We start from the raw sequence: 13,342 nt of genomic DNA, 5'->3' as shown, positions 1-13,342 counted from the left end.
TCAACGAGCAGGAAGAAATTGCATGAGAATTGCGATCAAGGCCAAGTCTTCCAACATTGGCTGTAATTTGTTCGCAGATTATTGTGTGATCACCGAACGCGAACGCTCGGGATCGAATTGACAGGAACGTGAAACCTATTCATGTGTTCCAGTTGCTGTTCTGCTTTCCACTCTTCAGTTGTCAAGGTGCCGACGAACCAGAGTTCGTCTGTGTTTACGAGCAGATCATCTGTTTTCGTGTTTCTGTCTCGTGTAGCTGTAGTATCGCAGATCTGTTGTGATTTGTCAAGCGTTTTTCCGAGGAATTTTCGCCGACGCCCAAGATCTCGTGTCTCTCGCTTCTAAGAGCGAGTATCCACATCATCACCTGCAAAAAAGGCCAAAGCCTCCTTCTTTCTCACCACATTGGTTGGGAAATACACAGGAGATCGGTGATCTCGGGGGAGCCACCTTAGCGTGGCACAACGGATGCGAAAGGACAGGAGCACCAATACTCAGAGAGCTCAGTGATTGTCTTGTTTTCTGCAGCTCGATGATTATGCCATAGCGATGTAATTCTGTCAACCCTTTTTGGAACGAATTTCTAACCTCTTTTGAAGTTTGCTAATATTGCGGTATTAACTAAACTCTGGCGTATTAAAACGCTCAAGCCCAAATGGCTGTATAAGTTGGGGCAGATGACCAGTAGTTACATATTCAGCAATGCTCTGGCCCGTTACAGGACTCAAAATAATACCGACACTATTATGTCCAGTTGCCACAAGCAGATTCTCCCAGCCGGGTATTGGTCCTATAATTGGACATTTATCTGGTGTGGTTGGGCGTATGCCGGCCCAGCTTCGACTAATATTTTGAGAAGATAGTGAGGGAAGCAGTCGTAAGGCAGTGTTATATAATCTCTCGGTAGCTTGAGGAGTCACCTGAATATCAAAGCCGCTATCTTCTTTCGTGGCACCGACCAGGATCTCCTTATGTCTGGGGATAAGATATTTTGTGTCGCCAAAGATAATATGCTGTAGTGCTGGCTGAGGTTGGGATAAGGCAAGCATTTGTCCACCTGTAGGGCTCAAAGGCACTGAAATATCATTCAAGGAACGTAATAAGTGGGCGGACCAGGCGCCTGCCGTTACAATGAGCTGTTTACAGGTATAGGTATCGCCCGATGCGGTCCGTATACCTGTAACTTTTGTCCCACTATGCAGGAACTCATTTACTATTATATGTGGATAGATCTGCGCACCGGCTTGCTGTGCAGACAAAGCCAGGGCATTGATAAGCTGCACTGCGTTGACCTGTGACTCTTCCGGAGCGTAAACTGCTCCGCACACATCAGGGGCCAGTAACGGTTCCCGCTTTAGAGCCTCGACGCCTTCTATCCAATTTACATTTAATCCCAGGGTTTGCCACAACTCAAAACGCTGCTTGAGCCGGGCCAGGCGTTTAGCACTATGTACAACTCGTAGTGAACCTGTCTGCTGATACCCAACATCTAATCCATTAATAGCTTCAAGCTCTGACACAAATGCAGGAAATTGACGAAAGCTAGCCAGAATAAGATCAGCAAATACTCCTGGCGCGGGAATAGGACCTAACGGAGCGAGCAATCCAGCAGCAGCGCCAGAGGCTTGTCCACCTATCTCTCCTTGCTCCAGTATAGTAACATCAACACCTGCTTTGCGTAAGAAATAGGCACAAGAACATCCAATTATTCCACCACCAATAATAAGCGCATCCGTAGTTTGTGACCTGATCATTACACCCCTATTCTAAAAATGCCATACATACAAAATTCGCGCGTGAAATGAGCTGCGTATCATCATAGCGTAGAAAGAATGAGGTTAGCAAGCGGAAGGATAGAGGAAAAAAAGGAATACTGCAGAGATGGCAGAGAGTCAGGTTTACAGAACAAGAGAATACGAAGTACCAATAAAGGAAACTATTCATTGTAGATCCTGCTATACGGATGCCATACTCTGGCAGAGATCAGAGTATCATACAGCTGATCACCAACCGGTACTCTGCCTTTATTGGTACTTGCAATTTCCTCTGCAGCATTAACTTTAGTATAGGGCAAAGTTATGTGGAATATGTCAGGGAAAGATCAAAAAAGTATGAAATATTTTTTCGATATACGCAAAGATAATTGATATATCACCAGAAGAATCCACCAATCTACAAATTTTTAAACCCGTTTCTTAACAATTCACAAAAACATAGATGAGAGAATATACTATAATAATATGGTCGCGATTCGATGGAAAAGCCACCTACACTATCTTGCTGTCTACTTTTATGTACGGTCTTCACAGGTCCCTATCTTAGTTTAACTAAATTCTAAGGGACTAGAAAAGAGTTGAAGCTTGAATACATACACTCAATCTGGTATACAAACATCGCTTCAGGGACAGGCGATTACCCCTGAGACCTTTCTTAGCGTACGTACAGCCTCTAATGCCAGGATATCTCCTGACGGCAAAAAAATTGCGTTCCAGGTTGGTGAATGGCTACCGGGGGAAGATAAATATCGTAAGCGTCTCTGGATTACAGATGTTGCCGATGGGAATCCTGAACCATTAACACGGGGAAAACGTCAGGATGGTCCTCCAGCGTGGTCTCCAGATAGTCGCACGATTGCGTTTGCTTCTAAGGTTGAGGGAGAAAAGGGCAATAATCATTTTCAACTCTTTGTGCAAGACATGCAAACGGGTGATGAGCGTCAAATCTGCACGCTAGCAAATGGCATTAGCAATGTCTCGTGGTCACCAGATGGCAAACGAATTGCGTTTTGCTCGGTGGACGGTGAAGCTCCTCCCCAGGATCCACAGGTACAGTATCAGGGCGTGGGGCGTCATACCCGGCTCTGGACAGTGCGGCGGGATTATGATATTGCCGAACCGGTTACGGCGAATGGATTGACAGTCTGGCATTATGCCTGGTCACCTGACAGCAACCGTTTCGCGGTGTATTATGCTACCGGTCCGGATGAAACGGATTGGTATCGTGGTCAGATAGGTCTGGTCGCGGCGCATGGAGGGGCGATTCATCAGATCAGTCAGTTGAAACGTCAGGCTTTTGCGCTTGCCTGGTCACCCGATGGAACACGGCTGGCGTATGTATCAGGTGAATGGAGTGACCCCGATCGTGGTGGTGGTGATATCTATATACACTCGCTAGCCGATGGACAAACCCGCAATATGACACCAAAGATTGATTGGAGCCCTTCCTGGTTGCAGTGGCATCCTGATAATCGGCAGATCTTATGTGCTGGCTGGCATGGCCTCAGTACACGTATCGCGTTGCTGGATGAACCAACAGAAAATCTAACAACGATCTCCGATAATTTCTTACTGGGTGATCGCGGCTGGGCACATTTCTCCGCAAATGCTGACCTGAGCCAGATTGCTGTTACACACTCTGAACAACATCCTCATGATATCTGGTCAGGAGAGCTGACATACAAAGATAATCAATCTCCAACAATTACCTGGCAACGTCACACACAGCTTAATCCACTGGCTGAAGAGACCCTGGAGATGGCCACAACTGAGCGCATCCATTATGACAGTATCGATGGCTGGACCATTGAGGCACTGGTTACCTGGCCGAAAAAATCCACAGATGCGACTCCACCACCGCTGATCGTCAATGTCCATGGTGGTCCATCCGGCGTCTGGCAGGAAGATTGGGAATTCTATCGAAATCAGGTCCTGGCAGCGGCGGGATATGCTGTTTTATGTCCCAATATTCGTGGTAGCATGGGGAGAGGTGTCGCTTTTGCGGATGCTGTCATTGGCGATATGGGCGGTAACGATTATCAAGATGTGCTTAAAGGGATCGATTATCTGGTTGAACGCAAACTTGTTAACGGTGAGCGCGTTGGCATCATGGGATGGAGCTATGGTGGCTTTATGACTGCCTGGACAGTCACTCAAATAAAGCGCTTCAAAGCTGCCATTATGGGAGCTGGTATCAGTGATTTCCATAGTTTTCATGCCCAGACGAATATTCAGGATTGGGACATGCGCTTTCTGGGTAAAATCAATGAGCCAGTTAATCCACTTAGCGATATTGCTATCTATCGCGATCATTCACCTCTTACCTATGCCAGTCAGGTCACGACACCAACCCTGATCGTGCATGGGGAGAAAGATCCCTGTGTACCAGTCAATCAAGCCTGGGCCTTCTATCGCGCCCTACAAGAGCAAGAGATACCAGTAGAACTGATTACGTATCCCCGTGAAGGACATGGATTGACCGAGAGGAAACATAATCTCGATTATATGCAACGCGTGCTCGATTGGTTTAAGCGTTTCTTATCCTGAACAATCAGTGCATATCCTGTAAATTATATTCATGGATAGATAATAGTATTGCTCAATATCATCTTCAAGGAGTGAAACATGATGGATATATCAACGCAGAAGTCGATCAATGCTGATACAACTTTACAGAGACATCCACAGACCATTCCAGCTTTGCAAGAATGGCAGGCGAGTACAGGCGTATTTCACTTTGGTGAACAATCTCGTCTTATACTTGCGAACAGCACGGCTTCTCAACTACAAGTGGTAGCTGAAACGTTTGCCGCAGATTTAAAGCAGGCAACTGGCCTGACTATGCCCATTAATATCACGACAGAAGAACAACCAGGCGATATTGTTTTAATGTTATCTCCTGGAGAAATCTCTGTGGGGCATGAAGGGTATCTACTTGAGATCAGTGATACCATCAGGGTAAGCGCTCCGACAGAACATGGCGTCTTTTATGCAACACGTACGCTATTACAATTGCTCAAACAACATACAGACATCCCTGTGGGTACGGCGCGTGACTGGCCCACATACCCTCAGCGTGGTTTGATGGTGGATGTCGGTCGTAAATACTTTTCGCTCGCGTGGCTGGAAAGCCATATTCGAGAGCTGGCATATCTGAAATTCAACTATTTCCATCTGCATCTCTCGGATAACTATGGGTTCCGCCTGGAAAGTGAACGCCATCCTGAGGCAGTTTCAGCACAACATTATACTAAAGCTGAAATACGAGCATTGTTGGAGCTGGCACAACGCTATCATATTACAATTGTGCCGGAGATTGATATGCCAGGCCATATGGACACCATTCTGGCCCAACATCCTGATCTGCAGATCATAAGCAGAGACGGCAAACGTAAACCAGGCGATATTGATCTGAGTAATGAGCAAGCATACGCTTTAATGAAGGATCTATTGGACGAATTCATCCCGCTTTTTCCCGGCCCTTACTGGCACATTGGCGCCGATGAATATCTCATGAAAGAGGACTACAACGATTATCCTCAGCTTGCTCGCTACGCCCATGAACACTATGGTCCAGCTGCCACGGCCCGTGATACCTATCTGGGCTTTGTGAACTGGGCCAATGACATCGTAAAGTCCCATGGCAAGATTACACGCGTCTGGAATGATGGATTGTATGGGGGCACGGCAATCACCATAGCAACCGATCTTATATATGAACATTGGCTGGACTCTGGCCTGTCTCCTCAAGAGATCACTAAGTTGCCTGCGTCGATCATGAATTGTAATGCCGATCTTCTTTACTATGTGCTTGGATCTTATTTCCCAACTGGACCAGCTAATGTTTATGACAATTTCGAGCAGCATAGCTTCCAGGGGCATACAAAACTTGAGCCTGCCGATACTCAATTGCTGGGTGCAAAGCTCCATATCTGGTGCGATCATCCAGATCAACAGACGGAGCTCCAAATAGCAGATGGTATTAGTGCTATCCTGCGTTCACTGGCACAGGCTAACTGGGGTTCTCCAAAGCCTTTTCCAACCTACAAGCAATATCAACCACTGATTGATACAATAGGACAGGCACCCGGTTATATTGTTCCAGCTTCGACTACAGATTAAGTGGAGCCAGAATTTGTATTATTTATAATGCATGCGCCATCTGCATTGCACTTACTAAGCGTAGAAAGAGGCTTATTTAGCCGTAAGCTCACTGATCAGTTGTCGCAATGCACGTGGCGCAAACGGCTTCCGCAACAAAGGAACGTCATCTGGCAGGATACGCCGAAACTGCTCCAATGTCGGGCCGCTGACTGCAGTAATAATGATCACAGGCAGTTGCCAGGACTCAAATTCTTTCCGAATAGCGAAAAAGACATCTGCTCCAGTCATGGTTCCAGGAAGAAGCAAATCTAACACCACCAGATCATAAGGCTGTGCCTGCTGGTCAGAGGCGGAAGAAGGAAAGATCGCTTCTAGCATCGCTAAACCGGTGCTATGGGTTGTCACTGTATGCCCATCCATCTTCAAGGTGGTTGATAAAAAGGCAAGGATGGCCGGATTATCATCCAGAACGCCAATGTTCATTGTTTTACTTCCCCCTTAGTAAAAAATGCAGTATAAAAACACAGCAACATTATAGCCGATGTACTTATAAAGCACGAAAAACGTGAAAAGCACTCACGTGGAATATGCCTATGGTAACACAAAGAGTGATTCTGCGTAAATACATTTCGAGCATAAATATACCAAACGTCCTAAAAAGTTTTATATATCTGCAGAGCCTATCCTCATGGATAAGTATTTTCTCGCCACACTCGTTCCCTGACGGAAACATGATAGTTATGGCATGGTGAGAAAAATACGCTGCAGCGCATTTTTCTCACCATGCCATAACTATGGGATATATTATAAGAGTGGCTCGATCAACCCCTGCGTAACGGGCGTTCTGTCCTCAGATGAGCCAAAGGCTGTCAGAAGATGACGCACATAGTTCGGGGCGATTGCGTGTTGAGACCCACCTTTTTTATGTGCCGTGAAATTGTGCGCCAGGCGCACAATTTCACGGCACATAAAAAAGGTGGGCCCTTTAGGACCCGCGTGTGGCTGGTCAGATGTTCCTCGGAGAGAGCAGGAAGCAAACACTATCACAAAAAAGCAGGGCTGAAATGCTCAAGTAGAAAAGCAATTTAAAGAAAAACAAGCTATTCCCATCTTAGGACCTTTATTACACTTGAAGAATGCCAGAAAAACATCTCTCATAAGGCATTGATTTTTATATATATTCCGTGTATGTTTATCGTATACAGTATTTTGTGGATTTCTATGTGCCAGATTTTTTTAGGAGAAAACCCTTATCAGGTCACGTTCAATATGCAGTAAGCATATTTTCAACCACTCTTGTGATCGTTTCCATGCCTGTTATGGTCAGAGGAAAATAAGGTTCTCTTAGCGTGTATTTTTATCCCGGCACACTTATTGCGTTAGCCAGACAAGGAGCGCCACTATGCAAAAAGTTTCCCTGCGGAAGGTGAAAACACCTGTTAGTTTTTTGCAGGAAAACAGTGAGGAAGTCTTACATTTTTCATTGCAAGGCTTACTACCTTCAGGCCATACCCTTGCCCTCAACACCCCACTTGGGACTCTTTCGCATCTTGTTTGTAAGGATGATCGGCCACATATGCTGATGGAACAACAGTTTACCACCAGCGAAATTTGTGTCCTCCTCCCTCTTCTCGATGCATACCCCTACTATTGTCCTTACGAAGTCTTGCTGGCAAGTTTCAATAGTGGACGCGTAACTGAGACCGCTGTTGCCCGTAGCCGCAAGCGCTTACAGGAGGCCCAGGAAGCTGGTGTGTGGGATCAAGAGATGCGCCCGGTCCGTAATGTGCTCTCTCGAACACGTTTGAAAACTCGCTCCTTTGGCATTGAAATTTCTTCAATTCTAGAGACTGGTTATATCTTGATGCATATGCCCAGGCATAAACATCCAGAATTTTAAGCGTTCTGTCTTATAAGGGGATGCTTGTCTCAACGGTTTCATTGCTATGCAACTGATGGGCACGCAGGCGATATACTTTGAGTGCCATAAGGAGCGGTAGCCTGTATGGCATGTGATCTATATCTAATGCGCAAAGTTTCTGGATCCGACTGATACGCTGAAGTAGTGTGTTGCGATGTACATCCAATGTACAGGCGGTTTTAGCAATATTGCCACCGCACTCTAGATATACTTCCAGGGTATCTAGCAGGTTTGTTTTTTTGCGCAGATCGTAACGGAGTACTGCAAGAATGCAATCTTGATATTGATCGCTCAACTCCTGCGTTTGGGCAAATGGATAAAGATAGCGATAGGCACCAAGCTCGGCAAAATGAGTACAGTGAAGATCGGTTTTAAAACAAGAACCAACCTGCAAAGCTTCACTGGCCTCAGCATAGCTGCGTGAATAATTACTGATCGCCTGACAGCATGTACCTATCCCGATTGAGATAGAAACATAGCTCTCTTGCCGATTAGCTTTAATCAACGGCTCTAATTGAGTGTTCAAATACTCAAGCGTCAAGTCACTATCACATGGTAGCAAACAGACAAGTCCTGCTTCGCGCTCATCTATGAGCACACCTGGATAGAGAGCCTGCAGGCTCTGTTTGATGCGTGTCAGAGCAGTATTATAGTGGAGTGATTTCTCTTGTCCAGTGGTGTTGGAAACATTTTTGTCGTCAACTGTTTCTGTTACCTCGGACAATTCCACTACAGCAACCACATGGGATTTGGCCAGATCAAACCCTACTATATAAGCACGTCGTTGCAGAATAGCTTCGGCTTCAGCCTTGCCAGCTAAAAGATCATCTACAAATAATCTGATGAGATTATTCTGGGCAATAATATCTTCCTCAACATAGCGTCGATGTTTAATGGCCAGGGCTGTCTGATTAGCAATAGTATTCAGGATAAGTTGCTCATCCCGATCATAATCGAGCTCTCTCTGTGTATAACAATTAAGCAACCCCAGGCACTCATTCCCAACACATAAAGGAATACTGATAAATGTCTTATACGCATTTTCTTGCAGAGGATTCAGTTGGACCGCTTCCTGGCTGGTCAGGATTGGCAGGCACCCTTGCAAAGTGAATGTACGTAAGTGTTCCCACAATGTAGGACTAATGCGTAAATGTTGTTTCTGAATGTTACTGGTTGGTATTTCAGGATGGCTTGCACACTGACGCAAAATGTCGTTAGCCTGTCCGCGTAACATAATCATACAAAGATCAATATCCAGGGACTGCACAATCATCTCTGTTAAAAGATGCAGCATTTCAGGTAAACGTAATGGTAGCGTGATTGTATTAACAAGCTTAAAAAGCACTGCATGCAAATCAGGTTGCTGCTTTTCCGCGCTTGAATAAACTAGTTGTGGAGACTGCGTATAAACCGTTTCAGCGAGAGACAAGGATGCTAACATCTCTTTTTGAGCCAGGCCATGCGTCTTCATTGCTATGCGTCCATTTCTTCTATGCACAGCATTTTTTATATGCTTATGTATTTTTCAAAGGAGTCACATATCAGAATTCTATAAAATGAGCTTGAAATCTTTCTCAGCTTAGCACATTTTGTATGACCTGTCCATCCTAAAATGCATAAAATTTATATAAAATTCTTCACACAATGTCTTACAAAGTGAAATATAAGATTGGTATAAGATGAAGATCTTTTTGTTTTTTACTCAGCCAGGCTCTCCCGAAGTCCTTAAGGGGATTTTAGCTGGCATTGTGGCTGCCAGCCGGCCAGACACCTATTAATAACGGCGCATATGGTTGTCAATCAAATTGGAGAGGTAATCAATCGTCTCTTGCTCGGTCATTTCTGGATGTAGATCACGAATATCAATATTGCCACCAAAACGGTGAATCTGCATAATATCGGCTGCTAAATCTATCTGTCGACCTTCGCTCTCTTGTTCTTCTTCAAGCGCCTTTTCATTTTGTGAAACATGAAAAAGTTTCATTTCGTACCATCCTTTGCTGGAAATCAGGTTCTTGTGAACCAATCGTGTTGTTTGTCATGACTATCATGATATACATTCGCTTACTCATATGAGTAAGCTTACTCTATCAAAAACCTAATTCTGAATATAGCACCTTCCAGAATAGGTTCATTGATATGCCATTCAATTGCGTAAGTGGAAGAGCCTGACAGGCCGCACATGCACCTTTCTCTTGTTAAACAGTAGCGCTTTCCCTAGCCGCAGATGAACGATTATTCACGATTGCTTTACAGGGGCATATGCTAATACAACGCATCACCAAATTTTTTTCAGTCGTGTTCTTCAATATAACGCTGCTGACAACTCATTCTGATCCATGTATAATAAAATCTCTCACAACACCTCATCAAAAGCGCTTTGTGCCAATATGAATGGCGATCAGACCACCATGCAGATGATAAAAGTGTACGTCACTCCAGCCAGATGTTTCCATAATCTTCTTCAGATCAAATGCATCAAGAAAATGCTTGAGTGATGCAGGCAGGTATTGGTAGGCATCAAACTTCTGACCAAGCAACGTGCCAAAGAGAGGTACGATACGGTAAAAGTAACAATGAAACAGGATTTTGAGCAGCACATTTGACAGATGACTGACTTCCAGACAAACGATACTCCTCCCTGGACGGACAACACGCCACATCTCCCGAAAACATTTATCCATGTTTACCAGGTTGCGAACTAGAAAAGCGGAACCACAACGATCGATACTATTATCGGGCAATGCAATGGATGTAATATTGCCGTGCTGTAGTGTAATCTGATCCTGAAATCCTGGTTGATGCAATTTCCGGTAACCCTGTTCAAGCATCTCCGGTGCCCAGTCTATCCCAATCATGTGGGCAGTTCGATCAGAAATACGCATGACCGCGATGGCAAGATCAGCCGTTCCAGTACCTAGATCTAACCCAATTTCTCCGACATCCAGGGCAAGATAACGTGCCGCACGGTTACACCAGGAACGAATCAAGCCGAAGCTGATTAAAAAATTCATTCGGTCATAGATAGGCGCAATATGGCTGAATACATTCTGGCAGGCACCCTTTCTATCTCTCTGCATACATTTTTTTTCTTCTACTAGAGACATACCCTCTTATCCTTTCCAATAAGACCCATATATGTCCACTTGTATAGTCCTCCTGTTGCCCGAACAGCACTGTCAAACATTAGTTCACCATCAGGCCATAGATCATCCAGTAAACTATATTTAACAGTAGCGGTCAGCGCTTCATAGCGCGTATCTTCTTTCTGCAAATCAACACGGGCCAGAGCATTCCCTGAGGCGGCAGGCGTATAACTGGCCACACCTGACTTTATGAAATGAATGAAAGATGTACGTGAGTCAAAAATGTCGGAATTCAGTTCATCAGGACGAACACATGGCTGTACTAATGCGGAAAACAAACATTGATGATCCTTGTATTGGACATGAATATCTCTGACAGAGGCCGCCGAAGTAAGAAGAGCGCGCGCTTCAGGCATAGAACCTGCAAAGATCAATGGACCCAGACGAGAGATCAAGGCATGATCCGTATATCGTTTAAGAACATAGACCGCTGGCTTCCCAGCGGAATCGACGACGCCACAACGATAGGCACAGGAAATGGTTTTTAAGCCAGGCCACGCTGGTACTGGGGAGAGCATTACGTGATCAAGTTTCAACAGACAGAATGAGACCACACTCCAACCATGAATAACCTGGGACAGTAAAGAGGGAACGGGCAAATGTGACAAAAGCACATCAGGTCGCACGCGAAAGTTAAAAATGAAGCGTTCAACAAGCTGAGCATGGACTGAATAAGGAATAAACATAGTTACGGATCCTCCAGTGTATTATCTCCTCTTATAAGCTTTAACAGACAGAATGATGTCTGGTCATACGCACCTATTGCTTCTGCCTCCTCTTACTCATTACATATACCAGGATCAAACAAACTAGCGAGCTGTGTCGTTTTCTTGTGGTTTTTGAGTAAGGGCAGTCTTTCTCTCGTCGCCGAGCAATGGACCAATTATAGCGGCCAGCCTGCCCTGGGCTTGCGCAACGGGCGGAAGCCAGAGAATTGGTTGGAGCAATTTCAACATATCACGCAGAAATGCCAGCAAAAGGCGCGCTCTCCATGCTTGGGGAGTCTCATCAATAAGCCAGAAAAGTACCATGGCCAGATGCATACCATAGAGCACCGTCGCAAGATCTTCGCACTGAGACTCTCTCGGCGCATCTTTGGCACCCAGCACGATTCTTAAATAGGTATTTCTGGCACGTCTACGAATGTCAGCAGTATCCTTACTAAGTACACCTACACGTGAACGAGGATTAAGAGCAGTCCTAAACAGGGCACTGAGTGCTTCGCGATGGGGAGCCATCATTTCAAAATGTTCAGCAACGCTTGAATAAAAGCGCATAGCCAGCGTATCAGGCGCTAAATCACGCGTAAATGCATCCAGCTCCGTGCAGAGGTTCTGATAGAGTTCTAAAACCAATTCTTCTTTATTGGTAAAGTATTTGTATGTGAGTCCAGGTGAATATCCAGCTTCAGCCGCAATTTCACGCATCGTAGTCTCTTCATATCCCCTGGACCCAAACAGGCCTAGAGCACTTTGCAAGATACGCTGGCGCGTCTGCTCTCCTTTCGGCGTTCTCTTACTATCCGCTTCCTCGCCCATAATTTCTCTCTTCTGCTCTCCTCGTTTACTGATATCAATAAAAGTAAACGCGTTTACTTTTATTGATATAAATATAGCTGATAAAATCGGGCTTGTCAATGCAAATCAACACGTATTAAGTACCTTAGCTAAAATATATACAATTTCTCCGTCAATCAACTTTAAAAGAGGAAATTGGATGGCGGTTGCAACCGCCATCCAATTTCCTCTTTTAAGACCAGTGCGCGCCGAAGGCGCGAAGTTTCAGGGATAAAACTACGCTCTGAGCGTGCCACGATAGGCAATAGGGCCTTCATGTGGGCGTTGAAAATAGCCAAAAAAGCTACTCATATCTGATGCAAAACTGATGGCAAAGGAATTCCCCTGTTGATCGCGCCAGGATAAACTGGCCGGAGGAGAGCTGGTGCCAGCATCCACGTGCAGATTAAGGTCAGCAGCTGCATGCCATTCGATGATGGGTCCCCATGAGTTTTCTGTACGATAGGTATAAGTAGTTCCATTCCCAGGTTCAACGTTCTTTGTACTATGAGCAAAAGCGGTACTTACACCGGAAACCAATAGTGTAGCAATACTGGCGGCACTTGCACTTTTGATAAAATTGCGCCGATCTGAGGATACTTTTTTTGTGTCCATTGTCCCTCCTTTATGTTCATCATAAAATGAACAACCCGACCAAACCAGAATTCAAGTAAAATACTCTACTGTCATCTTACAGGGGGAACCAAAAATCGCACAATGGCCTCCAGCCGCTTTACGCTCTATACTCAATCTTTTGAGCTCCATTCTTCAGAAAAGACATCCTCTGCGCTCCTCACGATAAAGCGGAATTGGTAAGACTGGTATAAGACAGGTACATTC

The 13,342-nt window shown here is 45.2% G+C and carries 11 protein-coding genes; 3 read left to right on the top strand and 8 right to left on the bottom strand.

Annotated elements, in window-relative coordinates; translation table 11 throughout:
* Positions 1-617 precede the first annotated feature (617 nt).
* Positions 618-1,754 carry a glycine oxidase ThiO gene (thiO, locus tag EL633_RS30905; RefSeq protein WP_126631071.1) on the bottom strand — a complete coding sequence of 379 codons (1,137 nt, stop codon included), beginning with the start codon at positions 1,752-1,754 and terminating at the stop codon, positions 618-620.
* A 606-nt stretch (positions 1,755-2,360) separates the two neighbouring features.
* On the opposite strand from thiO, the gene EL633_RS30900 reads away from it, so the two are divergent.
* Together EL633_RS30900 and EL633_RS30895 are read left to right on the top strand one after the other, a co-directional pair.
* Positions 2,361-4,322 (top strand): S9 family peptidase, encoded by a 1,962-nt coding sequence (locus EL633_RS30900; RefSeq protein WP_126631070.1) that lies wholly within the window; start codon positions 2,361-2,363, stop codon positions 4,320-4,322.
* 78 nt (positions 4,323-4,400) lie between these two features.
* Positions 4,401-5,897 (top strand): beta-N-acetylhexosaminidase, encoded by a 1,497-nt coding sequence (locus tag EL633_RS30895; RefSeq protein ID WP_126631069.1) that lies wholly within the window; start codon positions 4,401-4,403, stop codon positions 5,895-5,897.
* A 72-nt stretch (positions 5,898-5,969) separates the two neighbouring features.
* Here EL633_RS30895 and EL633_RS30890 read toward each other — a convergent pair whose 3' ends face one another.
* On the bottom strand, positions 5,970-6,362 hold the full coding sequence (locus EL633_RS30890) for a response regulator (RefSeq protein ID WP_126631068.1): 393 nt from the start codon (positions 6,360-6,362) through the stop codon (positions 5,970-5,972).
* Between the two features lie 919 nt (positions 6,363-7,281).
* On the opposite strand from EL633_RS30890, the gene EL633_RS30885 reads away from it, so the two are divergent.
* The gene (locus EL633_RS30885) at positions 7,282-7,779 is read left to right on the top strand and encodes a hypothetical protein (protein ID WP_126631067.1); all 498 of its coding nucleotides are present in this window, start codon (positions 7,282-7,284) and stop codon (positions 7,777-7,779) included.
* Between the two features lie 10 nt (positions 7,780-7,789).
* Here EL633_RS30885 and EL633_RS30880 read toward each other — a convergent pair whose 3' ends face one another.
* The 6 genes from EL633_RS30880 to EL633_RS30855 form a co-directional block, all read right to left on the bottom strand.
* A complete protein-coding gene (locus tag EL633_RS30880) occupies positions 7,790-9,271 on the bottom strand; it encodes a helix-turn-helix domain-containing protein (RefSeq protein ID WP_126631066.1) in 1,482 nt (493 codons plus the stop codon).
* A gap of 303 nt (positions 9,272-9,574) precedes the next feature.
* Complete coding sequence (locus EL633_RS30875) at positions 9,575-9,784, bottom strand: hypothetical protein (RefSeq protein ID WP_126631065.1); 210 nt, start codon at positions 9,782-9,784, stop codon at positions 9,575-9,577.
* 385 nt (positions 9,785-10,169) lie between these two features.
* Entirely contained in the window at positions 10,170-10,880 is a 711-nt protein-coding gene (locus EL633_RS30870; RefSeq protein ID WP_161982576.1) for a ubiquinone/menaquinone biosynthesis methyltransferase, read from the bottom strand.
* Between the two features lie 17 nt (positions 10,881-10,897).
* A complete protein-coding gene (locus EL633_RS30865) occupies positions 10,898-11,632 on the bottom strand; it encodes a DUF2071 domain-containing protein (RefSeq protein ID WP_126631063.1) in 735 nt (244 codons plus the stop codon).
* Between the two features lie 123 nt (positions 11,633-11,755).
* Positions 11,756-12,484 carry a TetR/AcrR family transcriptional regulator gene (locus EL633_RS30860; RefSeq protein ID WP_126631062.1) on the bottom strand — a complete coding sequence of 243 codons (729 nt, stop codon included), beginning with the start codon at positions 12,482-12,484 and terminating at the stop codon, positions 11,756-11,758.
* Between the two features lie 255 nt (positions 12,485-12,739).
* Entirely contained in the window at positions 12,740-13,117 is a 378-nt protein-coding gene (locus EL633_RS30855) for a hypothetical protein (RefSeq protein ID WP_126631061.1), read from the bottom strand.
* Positions 13,118-13,342: the final 225 nt, after the last annotated feature.

The organism is Dictyobacter alpinus, assembly GCF_003967575.1.
GTDB classification, from domain to species: Bacteria; Chloroflexota; Ktedonobacteria; order Ktedonobacterales; family Ktedonobacteraceae; genus Dictyobacter; species Dictyobacter alpinus.
This window is presented reverse-complemented; position numbering and strand designations above follow the sequence as displayed.